We start from the raw sequence: 16,957 nt of genomic DNA on the forward strand, positions 1-16,957 counted from the left end.
CCCAGACGTCCGTTCCTAGCTGCGCGGTGCGGTCATGTGGGTGGAGAAGGTCGGCCTGACGGGCGAGTTCGGTGTCCTGCTGCGCCTGTTGGTAGGCCAGGGTGTTGGATGGGGTGGTCGTTCGGCTGACCCAGTTGCTGCGTGGGCGTATGGGGTAGAGCCGCTCGCGGCACAGTGGCTGGTAGCCACCGCCCAGGTCCGAATGGGCGCCGGGCAGCACGATCCCCGGTGCTGCGGGGAGACCTGGTTGAGGGCGAAGTTGCGCCGGTATTCGTCACGGGCGACTAGATGCACCACCTGGCGGGCCGCATCGGGCGCCAGATGGAGATCGATTCCGCCGTTGACGTCATCGCTGGGATCGCCCCAGTCGTCCCAGCCGCCGATAGCGGCCACGGTATCGAACAGACCGATGAAGTTGACGGCGACGTCGTTTCGCCAATCGAAGCTGCGCGTAACGCCGAGCTTGCCCGCTTGGCGCATTTCGCCCAATGGACCCCGCTCGCGCAGTAGCACCTGGTTGGCGAAATGCCGGGCTGCCGCAGCACCGCGGCTGAAACCGAAGATATCCAGTTCCAGCCGGGCCAGTAAGTGTTCGGGGTTTTCGTCCTTGAAATCTACCAATGCTTCTGCGAGAAGCGTTATGCCTTCCGCAACCTTGGCCAGTACCCCCGTCGCACCCTGGCCGAAGACCTGGCCGGGAAACAGGGTGTCTGGTTCGCCAGTGGTTGTACCGATACCGGTGACGTAGACCCGCAAGCTGGCATTGTTCGTCCTAGCGGGCAATGCCTGGCCCGAGTCATTCGGGTAGAGATCATACAGCCGCCAGATATTGCTCACATCGTTGGCGTAGCTGCTGTCCGGGTCGAGATGATGCGCTTCGCAGCGCTGGACCATGGCCAGCGCTTCCTGCTCGTCGAGGCCGAGCGCCGGTGCGCGGCACTGGGCGCCGATGGCGCTGTTGGCGGCATTGTTGCCGGTGCCGTCGAAGAACACGCCGATGCGCAGGGTGATGGCCTGACGCTCCAGCTGCTGCGGCTGGTCGCCCAGCTCTTCCTCTTCGTCCTCTTGTTCCAGCCCCAGTGGGGCGAGGTCGCCGGGCTCTTCCTGCCAAGCACGGGCCATGGGGATAGCCGACCGTTGGGGCAAGGCGGGGCTGGCCAGCATGGCATGCGCGGAGGTGGCGATATTCAGCGGCTCGGGTGGCACGAAGGGGCTCGGCGTGTGTGAGGCGCCGATGATCACGGTGCCCGAGCCGCCGATCACCACGCTGCCGTGGTCGCCGAGGCTGCCCAGGGTGGCGGCTGGTTTGCCATTGATCAGCACATTGGGAACGAGATTGCTTGACAGGGTGCTGCCGCAGCCTGTGCTGTCGCCAGCGCGGACGGCGGGTAGGCCGTCGAAGAAAACATCGGGCGAGCCGCTCGCGATGGGGTTGTTCCCATGCCCGGTCTTCGGGCAGCTGCTGGAATCGCCCAGGCGGGCGGCGGGTTTGCCGGACATGACCAATTTCCTTATCGGTATGCGAGGCGGCACCTTGCCTAAACAGGCGAGTGGTTCGCAAGCGGGCTGCCGGTTTTCAAGAGCTGGTTCGCAATCGCCCGTGTTCATGGGCGGCGGATGAACCGTCGTGGCGCGACAAGGCCTCGCCCGGTTTGCGCAGGCGGAAACTGCGGTGCGCCTCAAGCGACAAGGCAAAGCGGAGTCAGGGTGGATGTGAAAGCGACATCCACCCTAGGTTCGTCGGCCGATACGGTTAAGCCTTGACGCGGGTGATCCGCGTGACGCCCTTGATGGTGCGCAGCTTCTTGATCACGCGTGCCAGATGCACGCGGTCGTGCACGCTGACCACCAGCTGCACGACGCTGATGCGGCCATCGCGTTCGTCCATGCCGATCTTCTCGATATTGCCGTCGGCGGCATTGACGCTGCCGGCGAGCAGGGCGATGAGGCCGCGCTGGTGTTCGAGCTCGATGCGCAATTCGACGTTGAATTCGCCGGTGACGTCCTTCGACCAGGACAGCTGGATGCACTTGTCCGGGTTGTGGCGAACCTCGCTGATGTTCCGGCAGCTCTCCTGATGCACCACCATGCCCTTGCCGGCCGACAGGTGACCGACGATCGGGTCGCCCGGAATCGGAGTGCAGCACTTGGCATAACTGAGGACCAGGCCCTCGGTGCCACGGATCGCCAGCGGGCCCTCGTCGGCCGGAGCCTGTTCGCCCTCGCTCGCAATCAGTCTGCGAGCGATGACGTAGGCCATGCGATTGCCCAGGCCGATGTCCTCGAGCAGGTCGTCCATCGAGTCGACCTGGTATTCGGCGACGGTCTGGCGGATGCGCTCGGGGCCGATTTTCTCCAGGCTGGTCTCGAAGCCGGCGAGAACCTTGTTCAGCAGGCGTTCGCCGAGGTTCACCGACTCGGAGCGACGCTGCAGCTTGAGCGCATGGCGGATGTGGGTGCGAGCCTTGCCGGTGACGACGAAGTTCAGCCAGGCCGGGTTCGGCCGTGCGCCCGGAGCGGTGACGATTTCCACCGTCGAGCCGCTTTCCAGGGGTTGCGAGAGCGGCGCCAGGCGACGGTTGACGCGGCAGGCGATACAGGTGTTGCCAACGTCGGTGTGTACCGCATAGGCGAAGTCGACGGCGGTCGAGCCCTTGGGCATCTCCATGATGCGGCCCTTGGGAGTGAAGACATAGACCTCGTCCGGAAACAGGTCGATCTTCACGCTCTCAATGAATTCCAGCGAATTGCCGGCGCGCTGCTGCAGTTCCAGCACGCCCTTGACCCACTGCCGTGCCCGTGCGTGGGTGCCCTTGGGCGTTTCCTCGCCGTTGGATTTGTACAGCCAGTGCGCAGCGATCCCGTTGTTGGCCATCTCTTCCATTTCGCGGGTGCGGATCTGGATCTCGATGGGCACGCCATGCATGCCGAACAGGGTCGTGTGCAGGGACTGGTAGCCGTTGGCCTTGGGGATCGCGATGTAATCCTTGAAACGGCCGGGCAGTGGCTTGTACAGGTTGTGCACGGCGCCGAGCACGCGGTAGCAGGTGTCCACCTTGTCGACGACGATGCGGAAGGCATAGACGTCCATGATCTCGTTGAACGCCCGGCGCTTGCCGCGCATTTTCTTGTAGATGCTGTAGAGGTGCTTTTCGCGGCCCATCACCTCGCCTTCGAGCCCTTCGCGCTCGAGGCAGTGGATCAGCGATTCCTCGATCTTCTCGACGATTTCGTTGCGATTGCCGCGCGCCCGGCGCACGGCAGCGCGGATGCGCTCGGAGCGCATCGGGTGCATCGCCTTGAAGCCCAGGTCTTCGAACTCCACGCGCATGGTATGCATGCCCAGGCGGTTGGCGATCGGGGCGTAGATTTCCAGCGTTTCCTTGGCGATGCGGCGGCGCTTCTCCCCGGCCAGTACCTCGAGGGTGCGCATGTTATGCAGACGGTCGGCGAGCTTGACCAGGATGACGCGAATGTCGCGGGCCATGGCCATGGCCATCTTCTGGAAGTTTTCCGCCTGCGCTTCGGCCTTGGACTGGAAGTCCATCTGGGTCAGCTTGCTGACGCCGTCGACCAGTTCGGCGACGGTTTCGCCGAACTGCGCAACCAGGGCTTCCTTGGGAATGCCGGTATCCTCGATCACGTCATGCAGCATCGCGGCCATCAGGCTCTGATGATCCATGTGCATGTCGGCGAGGATGTTGGCGACTGCCAGCGGGTGCGTGACGTAGGCTTCGCCACTGCGCCGACGCTGGCCGTCATGGGCCTGCTCGGCATAGAAATAGGCGCGGCGGACCAGGTTGACCTGGTCCGGGCCGAGGTAGGTCGACAGGCGATCAGCCAGGGCGTCTATGGCTGGCAAGGCGTTGCTCCTTGCCGGCAGGCTTCGAGTGATGCAGCTCGACGTCGACCGGGCATTGATCAGATGGTCTCGTTCGGCTCTTCCTCGTATTGGACGAAGAGCGGTTCTTCATCAACGATCTCGTCCTGGGCGATCACGTCGTAATCGACCAGGCCCGAGGCGATTTCGCGCAGGGCGACGACGGTCGGCTTGTCATTTTCCCAGCCTACCTTCGGCTCCTTGCCGCCGGTGGCCAGCTGGCGCGCGCGCTTGGTGGCCAGCATGACCAGCTCGAAGCGGTTCTCGACGTTGTCCAGGCAATCTTCAACGGTAACGCGTGCCATGGTGTTCCTCGTGATCAATAGCGATAAGGCATGCCCGTGCGGGCGAGCGGACGGAATAGTCTAAAAAATCACCAGCTTTTAGGGAAGCGGCAAAAGCGGGCCGAGGCTGCCGTGCCCGGTCAGGCTAACAGCTGCTCGAGCAACTGGCGATAGCGCTGCTGCTGGCTTTGCTGGTGCAGGCGGTTGGCGCGAAAGATCGACTGCAGGTCGCTCAGCGCGTGGCTGAAGTCGTCGTTGATCACCAGATAGTCGTATTCGACGTAGTGACTCATTTCGCTGACCGCCTCGCGCATGCGCCGCTCGATGATCTCCTCGCTGTCCTGGCCGCGGTTGTTCAGGCGTTGACGCAATGCTTCCTGGGTCGGCGGGAGAATGAAGATCGATTTGGCCTGCGGCATCAGCTTGCGCACCTGCTGGGCGCCTTGCCAGTCGATTTCGAGAATCAGGTCGAAACCCTCGGCCAGGGTCTGCTCCAGCCAGCGCTGCGAGGTGCCGTACAGGTTGCCGAAGACTTCGGCATGCTCGAGAAACTCATCCTGCGCCAGGCGCTCGAGGAACTCCTCGCGACTGACGAAGTGGTAGTTCACCCCGTCCACTTCGCCCGGGCGCATTGCGCGCGTGGTATGCGAGACCGAGACGCGAACCTGCGGCTGGGCGTCGATCAGCGCCTTGACCAGGCTGGTCTTGCCGGCGCCGGAAGGTGCGGAAATGATGTAGAGCGTACCGGTGGTGGCGGGCATGACGGGTTCCTGCGAAAGCGGCGGTTGAATCGGATCAGGGTTGTCGGGCTATTCGATGTTCTGGACTTGCTCGCGCATCTGCTCGATGAGGACCTTCAGGTTGACCGCCGCCTGGGTACTGCGTGGGTCGAAGGCTTTCGAGCCGAGCGTGTTGGCCTCGCGGTTGAGCTCCTGCATCAGGAAATCCAGTCGCCGCCCGGCCGCGCCACCGGCACCGAGCACACGCTTGACCTCGCCTACATGAGTGCTGAGGCGGTCGAGTTCCTCGGCAACATCGCTCTTCTGCGCGAGCAGGACCATCTCTTGCTCTAGGCGCTGAGGGTCGATCTCCAGCTGCATTTCATTGCAGCGATCAAGAATCTTCTGCCGTTGCGCAGCCAACATCTGCGGCACCTGCTCGCGCAAGGTGGCGACCTGCTCGAGGATGCCGTCGAGGCGCTCGTCGATCAGTCGGGCGAGTTCCTCGCCTTCGCGCTGGCGGCCCTGGCGAAGTTGCTCGAGCGCCATGTGGAAGAGCTTCAGCGCGCTCTGGTTGAGCGCCTGGGGATCCGCGGATTCGGCGACGAGCACGCCCGGCCAGGCGAGCACGTCGAGCGGTGAGATCGGTGCGGACTGGTCGATCAGCTCGGCCACCGCCTGGGCGGCCTCGATCAGCTGGCGGGCGCGCTCGGTGTCGACCTGCAGCCCGCTGCCGGCTTTCTCCTCGGCAAAGCGCAGGGTGCATTCGACCTTGCCGCGCGACAGCCCTTTGCGCAGAGCGTCGCGCACCGGGCCTTCGAGATCACGAAACGCCTCGGGCAGACGCAGGTGTGGCTCCAGGTAGCGATGGTTGACCGAGCGGATTTCCCAGCTGAGGGTGCCGTGGGGGCCGGCCTGCTCGCTGCGGGCGAATGCCGTCATGCTGTGGACCATCGGTTGCCTCTCGTAGCCGGTTGCGAAAAGCAGGCGATTGTAAAGGAAAATGGCGCGCTGCGTGTCGTCGCGCCGGGCGGGCAGTCGTTTTTCCGGGCCAGGCTTCTATAATGGCGGCCAATACCCAGACCAGACAGGATCATTCCATGAAGCGTCCCAGTGGCCGTGCTGCAGATCAGCTGCGCTCGATCAGCATCACCCGCAACTACACCAAGCATGCCGAAGGCTCTGTCCTGGTTGAATTCGGTGACACCCGGGTCATCTGTACCTGCAGCGTCGAGTCGGGCGTGCCGCGCTTTCTCAAGGGTCAGGGGCAGGGTTGGCTGACCGCGGAATACGGCATGCTGCCGCGGGCTACCGGCGAGCGCAATCAGCGCGAGGCCAGTCGAGGCAAACAGGGCGGCCGCACCCTGGAAATCCAGCGCCTGATCGGGCGCTCGCTGCGGGCGGCGCTGGACATGAGCAAGCTCGGTGAGAACACCTTGTTCATCGATTGCGACGTGATCCAGGCCGACGGTGGCACTCGCACGGCATCGATCACCGGCGCGATGGTGGCGCTGGTCGATGCCCTGGCATTGATGAAGAAGCGCGGTGCGCTCAAGGGAGGCGATCCGGTCAAGCAGATGGTGGCGGCCGTCTCGGTCGGTATCTACCAGGGGCAGCCGGTGCTCGATCTGGACTATCTCGAAGACTCGGCTGCCGAGACCGACCTGAACGTGGTGATGACCGATGCTGGTGGTTTCATCGAGGTTCAGGGCACTGCCGAAGGTGCCGCGTTCCAGCCGCACGAGCTCAACGCCATGCTGGAGCTGGCCCAGAGCGGCATGCGCGAGTTGTTCGAAGTGCAGCGCCTGGCGCTGAGCGTCTGAGGTCATTGCCATGAGCGACCAGCCACCGGTCCCAGTGCCCAGTCGTGAGGCGCGGCAGTGGGCGATGCTCTGTCACTACGCAGCGTTCTTCTGGTTTCTGGCGCCGATGATCGGCAACGTCGTCGGGCCGCTGCTGGTCTGGCAACTGAAGAAGGATCTCGATCCCTTCGTCGATCAGCAGGGCAAGGAGGCGCTGAATTTCCAGATCACCTTCAGCATCCTGATGATGATCTGCGGCGTGCTCGCATGGATCATCATCGGCTTTCCGCTGATGGTGCTGGTCAGTGTGGTGGCGCTGGTGCTGGTGATCATCGCCGGCATTCGCGCCAACGAAGGCAAGCCCTATCGCTATCCGTTCTGCTGGCGGCTGGTGAAATAGCCCGTTGCTGCGGGTGGTAGAGACCGCGCGCCACGCGCGCGGTCTGCATCAGAGGCTCAGCGTCCAGTCGTAATCGACGATCACCGGAGCATGCTGGGAAAAGCGCGGTTGGCGCGGGAGGCGGGCGCTACGGACGAAGCGGCGCAGCCCGGGCGTGAGGATCTGATAGTCGAAGCGCCAGCCGAGGTTGAGCATCTCGGCCTGCTCGGTATCGGGCCACCAGCTGAAAAGATCGCCCTCGCGATTCACTTCACGCAGTGCATCGACATAGCCCATGGTGCCAAACACTTCGTCCAGCCAGGCGCGTTCCGGCGCGAGGAAGCCGGGGCTCTGCTGGCAATCACGCCAGTTCTTCACATCGAGCTTCTGGTGCGCGACGTAGAGCGAGCCGCAGTACAGGTATTCACGGCGCTTGCGGCGCTGCTTGTCCAGGTAATGGGCGAAGTCATCCATGAACTTGAATTTCTGGTTCAGGCTGGCGTCGCCACTCTGGCCCGAAGGCAGCAGCAGGCTGGCAATGCTGACCTTGTCGAAATCGGCCTGCAGGTAACGGCCGTAGCGGTCGGCCATTTCGAAGCCGAGCCCAGTGATGACGGCCTTCGGCTGCAGTCGCGAATACAGCGCGACGCCTCCCTGTTCGGGGATTTCGGCATCGCATGAGTAGAGGAAGTAACCGTCGAGCTGGTAGGCCGGGTCGTCGAGTTCCACAACGGAGGCGCGGGTATCCTGCAGACAGATGACATCGGCATTCTGCGCCTGCAGCCAGCTGAGCAAGCCTCGCTGAGCTGCGGCTTGAATGCCATTCACGTTGACGCTGATGATCCGCATAAATGGCCCCTAAAAACACGTGCGTGTATGATAACCCAACCTTTTCGCAATTAGCTAAACCGCTGTTTTCGGGGCTTTTCCTACATGCAGGCGTACCAGCGCGAGTTCATCAGTTTTGCCATCGAGCGTGGGGTACTGCGCTTCGGTCAGTTCACGCTCAAGTCCGGGCGAACCAGCCCCTATTTCTTCAATGCCGGTCTGTTCAATAGCGGTAAGGCCCTGGCTCAGCTTGGAAAGTTCTACGCTGCGGCGGTTGCCGACAGTGGCATCGATTTCGACGTCATCTTCGGGCCTGCCTACAAAGGCATTCCGCTGGCGGCGGCGACAGCGATTGCCCTGGCCGAGCACCATCAGCTTGATCTGCCGTGGTGCTTCAATCGCAAGGAAGCCAAGGATCATGGCGAGGGCGGTACGCTGGTCGGCGCGCCACTCAACGGGCGCGTGCTGATCATTGACGACGTGATCACCGCCGGCACCGCGATCCGTGAGGTGATGCAGATCATTCATGGTCAGCAGGCACAGGCTGCGGGGGTGGTGATCGCGCTGAACCGTCAGGAGCGTGGACAGGGCGAACTGTCGGCAATCCAGGAAGTCGAGCGCGACTACGCGATGCCGGTGATCAGTATTGTGTCGCTGTCGCAAGTCCTGGAATATCTCGCCGGCGATAATCAGCTCAAACAGCACCTGCCCGCGGTCGAGGCCTATCGCGAGCAATACGGAATCTGACTCTGCAGGACTCCACTTCCCATGCCGACATCGCGCGCCCTGCTTGCTCTGCTTTCAGCGGTTATCTTGATGGCGGCGAACCATGCCTGCGCCGAGCTGTACCGCTATACGAACGAGCGCGGAGTGGTGGTGCTCGATCGTCAGGGTGTGCCGCCGCAGCATGTCGCGCGCGGCTATGAGGTGCTGAATGAGCAAGGGCGGGTGATCCAGGTCGTGCCACCGGCACCGACCGCGGCGCAACGCCAGCGCTTGCTCGAAGAGCGACAGCGCGCCGAGGCCGATGCCCGGCTGTTGCGGCTGTATGCCAGCGTCGAGGATGTAGAGCGGGCCAAGGCGCGCAAGCTGGCCGAGCTCGAGAGCGTCATCGGCATCGCGCGCGGCAACCTGCAGTCGCTGCGTTCGCAGCACGCCAGCCTTCGCCAGCAGGCTGCCAATCATGAGCGCTCGGGGCGCCGCGTGCCGGAGAACCTGCTGGCGCAGATCGCCAACCTCGAGCAGGAGCAGGCCGGCCTGCAGCGCGACCTGCAGCGCTACGAGGCCGCCCGGGCCGAGGCGGAAAGTGCCTTCAGTCAGGAACGCCAGCGCGTGGCCGAGCTGCTCGGCGATCGCTGAACGCGATTCTTGACCGCACGCAAGAACGGTTGGCCGCTAACAAACAAGCCGCTCTGGATCAATGCTTTTAAGGTATTGATGAGTATTCCCCGTTAGGTCTGTACCTTTCGCCGCGAATTTTTCGACGGTGAGTTTTCGCATGAAAGATAGCGACCTAAGCAGTTATCCGGAGCGGCATAAGCCATACTCCGAGTTCGCGTCGCGCAGCGATTATCTGGAACACGAGCTGCAGATCATGGCCCCGCGGCGCTGGAAGCCGAACCTGCCCTGGCGCGATTACCGCTTCGAGGTCGAGGACTGGGTGCCTGCCATGGCGGCGACGATCGGCAAGATCGTCATGGTGGCGGCGGTGGTCGCGGCGTTCGCCGGTCCGCTCGGCTTGTCGAACGCGTTCGTCATCGAGAACGTCCGCTTCGAGATGCTGATCGCGGCGGTGCTGTTCGTGGTGCTGTTCTCCGGCTTTCTCAATCCGACCGCCAACCTGGCTGGGACGCACGGCCCGCTGATTCCCTTGATTCCGCTGATCGTCGCCTCCGGCGGTCATCCCATGGCGTTGGGGCTGATGGTCGGTGTGCTCGGCTTTGCGCTTGGCGTGGCGAAGGGCGGAAGCCTGCTGGCGCGCCTGACCAGTGACGGTGTGTGCGGAGGCCTGTTGCTCTATCTCGGCTTCATAGGGGTGACCTCGCAGATCCAGAAGCTGTTCGCCTGGGCCAACGGTTTCGACCTGGGTTACATCGCCTTTGTCGTGGTGCTTTCGACGATCGTCATGTATGCCTACCTTGAGCACATCCGCATGCGCTGGCTGGCGATCCCGCTGGGCGCCGTGCTGGCGGCGGTCATCGCCTTCGCGCTCGGCGCGCCCTTCGAGTTCTCTACCGAGCCAGGAATTCCCAACCTCAACCCGGCCTATTGGTGGGGCGAGAACAGCGGCTGGCAGCTCGGCCTTCCGGAATTGCACCACTTCGTTGCGGTGGCGCCCTTTGCCGTGCTCGCCGTGGCGATGTGGTCACCGGACTTCCTCGGTCATCGCGTGTTCCAGCAGCTCAACTATCCGCCGCGCACGGACAAGGTGCTGATGAACATCGACGACACCATGTGCGTCGCCGCAGCACGCCAGGCGGTGGGCACGGCGCTCGGTGGCGGCAACCTGGCGTCGTCCTGGGGCACCTACATGGTGCCGGCGGCGATCGCCAAGCGACCGATTCCGGCAGGCGCGGTACTTACCGGTCTGCTCTGCATCGTGGCGGCGATTCTCGGCTATCCGATGGACCTCGCCATCTGGCCGCCGGTGCTTTCCGTGGCGCTGCTGGTCGGTGTGTACCTGCCGCTGCTCGAGGCCGGCATGCAGATGACCCGTGAGGGCAAGACCTCGCAGTCGGCAGCGATCGTGGTGTTCTCCTCGGCCCTGGTCAACCCGGTGTTCGGCTGGTCGCTGACGGTGCTGCTCGACAACCTCGGGCTGATCGGCGACAAGGAGCGCGGGCAGAGCCTGAGCCACATGCATCGCTGGGTGATTCCGTCGATCGTGTTCGTCCTGCTGTGCGCCGTGATGCTGGGTATCGGCATGTTCCCGGGAATACCGGCACTGTTCGAGTCGTTCCGCGTCCAGCACTGAGCGGCCGGCATGAAAAAGGGGAGCCTGTGGCTCCCCTTTTTTCGTCCCGACGCCGGCCGCTCAGCCGGCCTTGTTGGTGATCAGCGTGCCGACACCCACGTCGGTGAAGATCTCCAGCAGTACCGCATTGGGAACGCGGCCGTCGATGATATGCGCGCTGGTCACGCCTCCCTGCACTGCATCGAGGGCGCAGCGGATCTTTGGCAGCATGCCGCCATAGATGGTGCCATCGGCGATCAAGGCATCGACCTGCTCGGTTGACAGGCCGGTGAGCACCTGGCCCTGCTTGTCCATCAGTCCGGCGATATTGGTCAGCAGCATCAGTTTCTCGGCCTTGAGTGCCTCGGCGGCCTTGCCGGCGACAAGGTCGGCATTGATGTTGTAGGACTCGCCGTGCTCACCAACGCCGATCGGCGCGATCACCGGGATGAAGTTGCCCTTGACCAGCATCTCCAGCAGCTCGGTGTTCACCCCGGTCACCTCGCCGACATGACCGATGTCGATGATTTCCGGCTTGGTCATCTCTGGCGTCTGGCGCGTGGCCTTGAGCTTCTTCGCCCGGATCAGCCCGGCGTCCTTGCCGGTCAGGCCGATGGCGCTGCCACCGTGCTGGTTGATCAGGCTGACGATGCTCTTGTTGACCTGGCCACCGAGCACCATTTCGACCACATCCATCGTCTGGCTGTCGGTTACCCGCATGCCGTCGATGAAGTGACTTTCGATGTTCAGGCGCTTGAGCAGGTCGCCGATCTGCGGCCCGCCGCCGTGCACCACCACCGGATTGATCCCCACGGCCTTCATCAGCACCACGTCACGCGCGAAGCCGGTCTTGAGCTCCTCGCTTTCCATCGCGTTGCCGCCGTACTTGATCACCAGGGTCTTGCCGACGAAGCGGCGAATGTAGGGCAGCGCCTCGGAGAGTACCTTGGCGAATTGGGTGGCAGCTTCACGGCTGAGGGTCATGCAGGGCTCCGCAGATCAGAACGGCAGTTTCAGGTCGGGTGCAACGTTGAGCAGCTGAGCTCGGAACACGGTCTGGATGCGGCTGAGCTCTTCTTCGGTATCGGCCTCGAAGCGCAGCACCAGGACGGGTGTGGTGTTGGAGGCGCGAACCAGGCCCCAGCCCTTGGGATAGTCGACCCGCACACCGTCGAGGGTGGTCAGGTTGGCCTCGCCCCACTGGGCATCGCGTTGCAGGGCGTCAATGATGGTGAATTTGCTTTCTTCTGTCACCGTGATGTTGATCTCCGGGGTGGAGATGTCGCACGGGAACGCCGCGAACACCTGCTCAGCGTCACGCTTGTCCAGGCTGAGGATTTCCAGCAGGCGGGCGGCGCTGTAAATGCCGTCGTCGAAACCGAACCAGCGCTCCTTGAAGAAGATGTGTCCGCTCATCTCGCCGGCGAGCAAGGCGCCGGATTCCTTCATCTTCTTCTTGATCAGCGAATGGCCGGTCTTGTACATCACCGGGCGGCCGCCGTAGCCGCTGATCAGCGGGGTCAGGCGGCGGGTGCACTTGACGTCGAAGATGATGTCGGCCCCGGGGTTGCGCGACACGACGTCCTTGGCGAACAGCATCAGCAGACGGTCGGGATAGATCAGCGTGCCAGCGTTGGTCACCACGCCGACGCGATCGCCGTCGCCGTCGAAGGCCAGGCCCAGGTCGGCTTTCTCGGCCTTCACCCGGGCGATCAGGTCGACCAGATTTTCCGGCTTGCCCGGGTCCGGGTGATGGTTGGGGAAGTTGCCGTCGACCTCGCAATACAGCGGGATGACCTTGCAGCCCAGTGCCTCGATCAGCCTGGGCGCGATGACGCCGGCGACGCCGTTGCCGCAGTCGACCACCACGCGAAGCGGCTTGGCCATGGCGATGTCGCCACGAATCTGATCGAAATAGCGGTCGAGCACGTCGACCTGCTCGACCGAGCCGACGCCTTCGCTGAGGTCATTGTTCTCGATGCGCTGGCGCAGCACCTGAATCTGCTCATTGGCCAGGGTGTCGCCAGCGATGACAATCTTGAAGCCGTTGTAGTCCGGCGGGTTGTGGCTGCCGGTAAGCATCACGCCAGAGCGTCCGGCGAGGATATTGGCGGCGTAATAGAGCACCGGCGTCGGCACCATGCCGATGTCGCTGACATGGCAGCCGCTGTCCACCAGGCCCTGTATCAGGTGTTGCACCAGCTCGGGGCCGGAAAGGCGTCCGTCGCGGCCGACGGAAACGTTGGGTTCGCCTTTGGCCAGGCTTTCGGAGCCGATGGCCCGGCCGATCCAGTAAGCGGTCTCGCTGGTCAGGCTGTCGCCGACGACGCCACGAATGTCGTACGCGCGGAAGATGCTGGCGGGCAAGTTCGGGGCTTTGGCGCTACTCATTGCGTTCTCTCGCTCCTTGATGTCGAGGCCGAAGGGATCCTGGTCCTCGTCGAGAATATCGATGTCGAGCACGTCGGTTGGCGGCAGGCGCGGATCGACGTGCTCGCTGGATGGGGCTCGCTGTGCGGAGGACGCCGCAACAGCCGGTTTGCTGCTGACTGCCGAGGCGGTTTGGCGGAACGGCAGGCGCGCCATGTTCCTGGCCAGTGCGTCGAGCGCTGGCAGGCTCAAGGTCGGTAGTTGGATGACCTTGCCATTGGAGAGTTCCTGCAGCAGCCGGCCGATTTGCAGCACGTCCTGACGCAGGCGACGTTGCTGGGCGCCCAGCACCAGTTGCAGTCCGATCAGTACCCCGGCCAACGCCAGCAGCACGGCGGCGGCAAGCGTCAGTGGCGCCATGCCTTCGCTGCTCGATGCTGGCTGGAACTGCAGGTGCCAGTTGGGGTTGCTGCTGGGCAGGTTCAGAGACGGCGCAGCCCCGTCGCCAGTGCCTTGTCGCGTCAGCACCTGTGTCGACGAACCACTGAATTGCTGGGTGATCTGCAGCTGCCCGGCGGCGGCCGGCAGCCTGGGTAGCGTGCCGAGCAGACGATTCAGCTCGATCACGCGCAGCAGGGTGCCCTGTGGCGGCTGCAGCGGATCGGGCTGCACTGCCGCGACGCTGTAGACCAGCCAGCGATCACCGACCTTGTAGGCTTCGGGGGCCGGATGCTTGCCCGCTTCGGCACGCTGCAGCAGGTCGAGCGCGGCGAAGTTCATCGGGCCGGGCCGCGTGCTGTCCGGCCTGGCCTTGGCGCGTGGATTGAGATGAACGTCGACCACCCCTGACGGGTAGCGCAGGCTGCGTTCCGCCGCGGCGATCTGCTCGCCATCGGCGCTGGCCAGCGCTTCGAGCACCGCCGGGCTGGCGGCTGCCGTCTGGGTGTCGGCCGCCAGCTGACGCAGGGCCTGATCGAGCGCACTGGCCTGGCTCTGCCCCCAGGCCATGGCAACCTGCTGTTGTTGCTCGCGCTGCTGGCTTTGCAGGCCGAACCAGAGCACCGCGGCGGCGGCGAGCAAGCCGGCTAGCGCGGCCGCCAGGCCAGGCAGCAGTGGTGCGAGCGGCGAGGCGCCACGTGCGGCGGGTTCGGGGCGGGCCGGATTCAGTGCGCCTGAGTCCTTGGCATTGCGCTTGAAGAACGGCATGGGGCTCCTCGTTTTCGTCCTGAAAGTCTGCCGGCGGTGGGTGTCTTGTTCAGCGGGTGCCGGAGTGGCCGAATCCGCCGCTGCCGCGCGCGCTATCGTCGAACTGCTCGACCAGCTCGAACTGAGCCTGGATCACCGGTACCAGCATCAGCTGAGCGATACGCTCACCCACGGCGATGCGAAAGGTGCTCTGGCCACGGTTCCAGCACGAGACCATCAGCTCGCCCTGGTAATCCGAGTCGATCAGCCCGACCAGATTGCCGAGCACTATGCCGTGCTTGTGGCCGAGGCCCGAGCGCGGAAGGACCAGCGCGGCCAGCGAAGGGTCACCGATGTGGATCGACAGACCCGTGGGAATCAGCAGGGTCTGGCCAGGCTCCAGGGTGGCGTCTTCCTGCAGCATGGCGCGCAGGTCGAGGCCGGCAGAGCCGGGGGTTGCGTACTCGGGCAGCGGGAAGTCGCGGCCCAGGCGGGAGTCGAGGATCTTGGCTTGGAGCTTGTGCATGTCAGGCCTTTGTATAGCGGTCGGCAATGAAGGCCACCAGCGCCCGGGCGATATGCCCCTTGCTGGCCTGGCCGAAGCGGGTCACCTGCTGCTGGCGGTCGATCACGCTGACGGCGTTCTCTTCGCTGTTGAAGCCGATGCTGGGGTTGGCCACGTCGTTGGCGACGATGAGATCGAGGTTCTTGTCACGCAGCTTGCGGCTGGCGTACTCGAGCAGGTTCTCGGTTTCGGCCGCGAAGCCGACGCAGAACGGCCGATCGGCACGCGCGGCGAGCGTGGCGAGAATGTCGGGGTTGCGCACCATCTGCAGCAGCAGGCCATCACCGGAGTTCGGGTCTTTCTTGAGCTTCTGCGGCGCCACCACCTCCGGACGATAGTCGGCCACCGCCGCGGCGGCGATCAGCAGGTCGCAAGGCATCGCGGCCTCGCAGGCGGCGAGCATGTCGCGCGCACTGACCACGTCGATGCGCTGCACGCGGTCGGGCGTCGGCAGGAACACCGGGCCGGTGACCAGCGTGACGCGCGCGCCCGCCTCGGCAGCTGCTTCGGCAAGGGCGAAGCCCATCTTGCCGGAGCTGTGATTGGTGATGTAACGCACTGGGTCGATGTTTTCCTGCGTCGGCCCGGCGGTGATCAGCAGGTGCCGGCCGGTCAACAGGCCCGTCTCGAAGCAGTCGGCCGCAGCCTGCGTCAGCTGCTCGGCTTCGAGCATGCGCCCTAGCCCGACGTCGCCGCAGGCCTGGCTACCCGACGCCGGGCCGAACAGGCGGATGCCGCGTTCGAGCAGCCGCTCGCGATTGGCCTGGGTAGCCGGGTCGGCCCACATCGCCTGGTTCATTGCCGGCGCCAGCGCAACCGGCGCCTTGGTGGCCAGCACCAGGGTCGTTAGCAGGTCGTTGGCGACTCCCTGGACCAGGCGGGCCATCAGATCGGCCGTGGCCGGCGCGATGAGCACCAGGTCGGCCCAGCGTGCCAGCTCGATATGGCCCATGGCGGCCTCGGCGGCAGGGTCGAGCAGGTCCAGATGTACCGGGTGGCCGGAAAGCGCCTGCAGGGTGAGGGGGGTGATGAACTCGCGGCCGCCCTGGGTCATGACCACGCGCACCTCGGCGCCGTGATCGCGCAGCCGACGGACCAGCTCGGCACTCTTGTAGGCGGCGATGCCGCCGCCGACGCCCAGGACGATGCGTTTACGATACAGCCGCTGCATAGGCCTGCCTTGTTGCGGGTGGAGTCGTGCAGATGTGAACTGCGTCGAAAGCGGCACAGCGGCCGCCGAAAAAATGACGGCTAAGATAGCACAGCGCCTGTAACGGAACAGCGGGCGGCTCGACAGGGAGAACACATGAGCATCCGAGATTGGCCCGCGGCCGAGCGCCCGCGGGAAAAGCTGCTGCAGCAAGGCGCGGCGGCACTTTCCGACGCCGAACTGCTGGCGATTTTTCTGCGTACGGGCGTGGCCGGCAGGAGTGCGGTCGACCTCTCGCGCCATCTGCTCAATGAGTTTGGCAGCCTGCGAGCGCTGCTCGAAGCCGACCTCGAGCGATTCAGCGCGCATCTCGGCCTCGGCCCGGCAAAGTTCGCGCAGCTGCAGGCGGTGCTGGAAATGGCGCGTCGCCACCTGGCCGAGCGCATGCGTCGCGAGTCGGCCCTGGAAAGCCCACAGGCGGTGCGCGATTACCTCAAGGCGCGCTTGCGTCACGAGCCACATGAGCTGTTCGGCTGCCTTTTTCTGGATTCCAAGCACCGCGTGCTGGCGTTCGAGGTGCTATTTCAGGGAACCATCGACGGTGCCAGCGTCTACCCGCGGCAGGTGGTCAAGCGCGCGCTGGCACAGAATGCGGCCGCGGTGATCCTCACGCACAACCACCCCTCGGGCGTTGCCGAGCCGAGCCAGGCCGACCGCCAGCTGACGCAGCGTCTGAAGGACGCGCTGGCGCTGATCGATGTGCGCGTGCTCGACCACTTCATCGTCGGTGATGGCGAGCCTCTATCCATGGCCGAGCTGGGCTGGATGTAGCTTCGGATGCC

Annotated in this window: 16 protein-coding genes; 6 read left to right on the forward strand and 10 right to left on the reverse strand. The window is 64.4% G+C overall.

The window, feature by feature from the left end; translation table 11 throughout:
* Positions 1 to 15: 15 nt before the first annotated feature.
* From AC0KXH_RS02355 to AC0KXH_RS02375, 5 genes are all read right to left on the reverse strand, one after another.
* Positions 16 to 1,500: a PAAR domain-containing protein gene (locus AC0KXH_RS02355; protein ID WP_488224090.1), complete on the reverse strand. Its 1,485-nt coding sequence runs from the start codon at positions 1,498 to 1,500 to the stop codon at positions 16 to 18.
* A gap of 253 nt (positions 1,501 to 1,753) precedes the next feature.
* Complete coding sequence (spoT, locus tag AC0KXH_RS02360; protein WP_061337931.1) at positions 1,754 to 3,862, reverse strand: bifunctional GTP diphosphokinase/guanosine-3',5'-bis pyrophosphate 3'-pyrophosphohydrolase; 2,109 nt, start codon at positions 3,860 to 3,862, stop codon at positions 1,754 to 1,756.
* Between the two features lie 59 nt (positions 3,863 to 3,921).
* Complete coding sequence (rpoZ, locus tag AC0KXH_RS02365; protein WP_043218131.1) at positions 3,922 to 4,185, reverse strand: DNA-directed RNA polymerase subunit omega; 264 nt, start codon at positions 4,183 to 4,185, stop codon at positions 3,922 to 3,924.
* Between the two features lie 119 nt (positions 4,186 to 4,304).
* The gene (gene gmk / locus AC0KXH_RS02370) at positions 4,305 to 4,925 is read right to left on the reverse strand and encodes a guanylate kinase (RefSeq protein ID WP_061337930.1); all 621 of its coding nucleotides are present in this window, start codon (positions 4,923 to 4,925) and stop codon (positions 4,305 to 4,307) included.
* A 48-nt stretch (positions 4,926 to 4,973) separates the two neighbouring features.
* Complete coding sequence (locus AC0KXH_RS02375; protein WP_165562177.1) at positions 4,974 to 5,837, reverse strand: YicC/YloC family endoribonuclease; 864 nt, start codon at positions 5,835 to 5,837, stop codon at positions 4,974 to 4,976.
* A gap of 146 nt (positions 5,838 to 5,983) precedes the next feature.
* Between AC0KXH_RS02375 and rph the strand changes: the two genes are divergently transcribed.
* Together rph and AC0KXH_RS02385 are read left to right on the forward strand one after the other, a co-directional pair.
* Positions 5,984 to 6,706: a ribonuclease PH gene (rph, locus tag AC0KXH_RS02380; RefSeq protein WP_043218135.1), complete on the forward strand. Its 723-nt coding sequence runs from the start codon at positions 5,984 to 5,986 to the stop codon at positions 6,704 to 6,706.
* A gap of 10 nt (positions 6,707 to 6,716) precedes the next feature.
* The gene (locus AC0KXH_RS02385; RefSeq protein WP_043218136.1) at positions 6,717 to 7,085 is read left to right on the forward strand and encodes a DUF4870 domain-containing protein; all 369 of its coding nucleotides are present in this window, start codon (positions 6,717 to 6,719) and stop codon (positions 7,083 to 7,085) included.
* A 48-nt stretch (positions 7,086 to 7,133) separates the two neighbouring features.
* On the opposite strand, the gene AC0KXH_RS02390 is transcribed toward AC0KXH_RS02385, so the two are convergent.
* Entirely contained in the window at positions 7,134 to 7,913 is a 780-nt protein-coding gene (locus tag AC0KXH_RS02390) for a catabolite repression control protein Crc (RefSeq protein WP_043218137.1), read from the reverse strand.
* 84 nt (positions 7,914 to 7,997) lie between these two features.
* On the opposite strand from AC0KXH_RS02390, the gene pyrE reads away from it, so the two are divergent.
* The 3 genes from pyrE (at position 7,998) to AC0KXH_RS02405 (ending at position 10,866) form a co-directional block, all read left to right on the forward strand.
* Entirely contained in the window at positions 7,998 to 8,639 is a 642-nt protein-coding gene (gene pyrE, locus AC0KXH_RS02395) for an orotate phosphoribosyltransferase (RefSeq protein WP_200627537.1), read from the forward strand.
* A 69-nt stretch (positions 8,640 to 8,708) separates the two neighbouring features.
* Positions 8,709 to 9,251, forward strand: coding sequence for a DUF4124 domain-containing protein (locus AC0KXH_RS02400; protein WP_143008615.1), 543 nt, complete (start codon positions 8,709 to 8,711; stop codon positions 9,249 to 9,251).
* Positions 9,252 to 9,390: 139 nt separating this feature from the next.
* Positions 9,391 to 10,866 (forward strand): DUF3360 family protein, encoded by a 1,476-nt coding sequence (locus tag AC0KXH_RS02405; RefSeq protein WP_165562176.1) that lies wholly within the window; start codon positions 9,391 to 9,393, stop codon positions 10,864 to 10,866.
* Between the two features lie 60 nt (positions 10,867 to 10,926).
* On the opposite strand, the gene argB is transcribed toward AC0KXH_RS02405, so the two are convergent.
* The 4 genes from argB to coaBC are packed head-to-tail and all read right to left on the reverse strand — an operon-like array spanning position 10,927 to position 16,136.
* A complete protein-coding gene (gene argB, locus AC0KXH_RS02410) occupies positions 10,927 to 11,829 on the reverse strand; it encodes an acetylglutamate kinase (protein ID WP_488224091.1) in 903 nt (300 codons plus the stop codon).
* 15 nt (positions 11,830 to 11,844) lie between these two features.
* Positions 11,845 to 14,421: a phosphomannomutase/phosphoglucomutase gene (locus tag AC0KXH_RS02415; RefSeq protein WP_488224092.1), complete on the reverse strand. Its 2,577-nt coding sequence runs from the start codon at positions 14,419 to 14,421 to the stop codon at positions 11,845 to 11,847.
* Positions 14,422 to 14,470: 49 nt separating this feature from the next.
* On the reverse strand, positions 14,471 to 14,926 hold the full coding sequence (gene dut / locus AC0KXH_RS02420; RefSeq protein ID WP_043218148.1) for a dUTP diphosphatase: 456 nt from the start codon (positions 14,924 to 14,926) through the stop codon (positions 14,471 to 14,473).
* Position 14,927: 1 nt separating this feature from the next.
* A complete protein-coding gene (gene coaBC / locus AC0KXH_RS02425; protein ID WP_488224093.1) occupies positions 14,928 to 16,136 on the reverse strand; it encodes a bifunctional phosphopantothenoylcysteine decarboxylase/phosphopantothenate--cysteine ligase CoaBC in 1,209 nt (402 codons plus the stop codon).
* Positions 16,137 to 16,271: 135 nt separating this feature from the next.
* Here coaBC and radC point away from each other — a divergent pair, with 135 nt between their 5' ends.
* The gene (radC, locus tag AC0KXH_RS02430) at positions 16,272 to 16,946 is read left to right on the forward strand and encodes a RadC family protein (protein WP_043218152.1); all 675 of its coding nucleotides are present in this window, start codon (positions 16,272 to 16,274) and stop codon (positions 16,944 to 16,946) included.
* The last annotated feature ends 11 nt before the right edge of the window (positions 16,947 to 16,957 follow it).

Source organism: Stutzerimonas sp. CXK-1 (assembly GCF_057738225.1).

Bases quoted from the DNA above. Each gene is read 5' to 3' on its own strand.
- pyrE (WP_200627537.1), top strand. From the start codon at position 7,998: ATGCAGGCGTACCAGCGCGAGTTCATCAGTTTTGCCATCGAGCGTGGG.
- dut (WP_043218148.1), bottom strand. From the start codon at position 14,926: ATGCACAAGCTCCAAGCCAAGATCCTCGACTCCCGCCTGGGCCGCGAC.
- argB (WP_488224091.1), bottom strand. From the start codon at position 11,829: ATGACCCTCAGCCGTGAAGCTGCCACCCAATTCGCCAAGGTACTCTCC.
- AC0KXH_RS02355 (WP_488224090.1), bottom strand. From the start codon at position 1,500: ATGTCCGGCAAACCCGCCGCCCGCCTGGGCGATTCCAGCAGCTGCCCG.
- coaBC (WP_488224093.1), bottom strand. From the start codon at position 16,136: ATGCAGCGGCTGTATCGTAAACGCATCGTCCTGGGCGTCGGCGGCGGC.
- AC0KXH_RS02385 (WP_043218136.1), top strand. From the start codon at position 6,717: ATGAGCGACCAGCCACCGGTCCCAGTGCCCAGTCGTGAGGCGCGGCAG.
- AC0KXH_RS02375 (WP_165562177.1), bottom strand. From the start codon at position 5,837: ATGGTCCACAGCATGACGGCATTCGCCCGCAGCGAGCAGGCCGGCCCC.
- AC0KXH_RS02415 (WP_488224092.1), bottom strand. From the start codon at position 14,421: ATGCCGTTCTTCAAGCGCAATGCCAAGGACTCAGGCGCACTGAATCCG.
- AC0KXH_RS02390 (WP_043218137.1), bottom strand. From the start codon at position 7,913: ATGCGGATCATCAGCGTCAACGTGAATGGCATTCAAGCCGCAGCTCAG.
- rph (WP_043218135.1), top strand. From the start codon at position 5,984: ATGAAGCGTCCCAGTGGCCGTGCTGCAGATCAGCTGCGCTCGATCAGC.
- rpoZ (WP_043218131.1), bottom strand. From the start codon at position 4,185: ATGGCACGCGTTACCGTTGAAGATTGCCTGGACAACGTCGAGAACCGC.
- radC (WP_043218152.1), top strand. From the start codon at position 16,272: ATGAGCATCCGAGATTGGCCCGCGGCCGAGCGCCCGCGGGAAAAGCTG.
- gmk (WP_061337930.1), bottom strand. From the start codon at position 4,925: ATGCCCGCCACCACCGGTACGCTCTACATCATTTCCGCACCTTCCGGC.
- AC0KXH_RS02405 (WP_165562176.1), top strand. From the start codon at position 9,391: ATGAAAGATAGCGACCTAAGCAGTTATCCGGAGCGGCATAAGCCATAC.
- AC0KXH_RS02400 (WP_143008615.1), top strand. From the start codon at position 8,709: ATGGCGGCGAACCATGCCTGCGCCGAGCTGTACCGCTATACGAACGAG.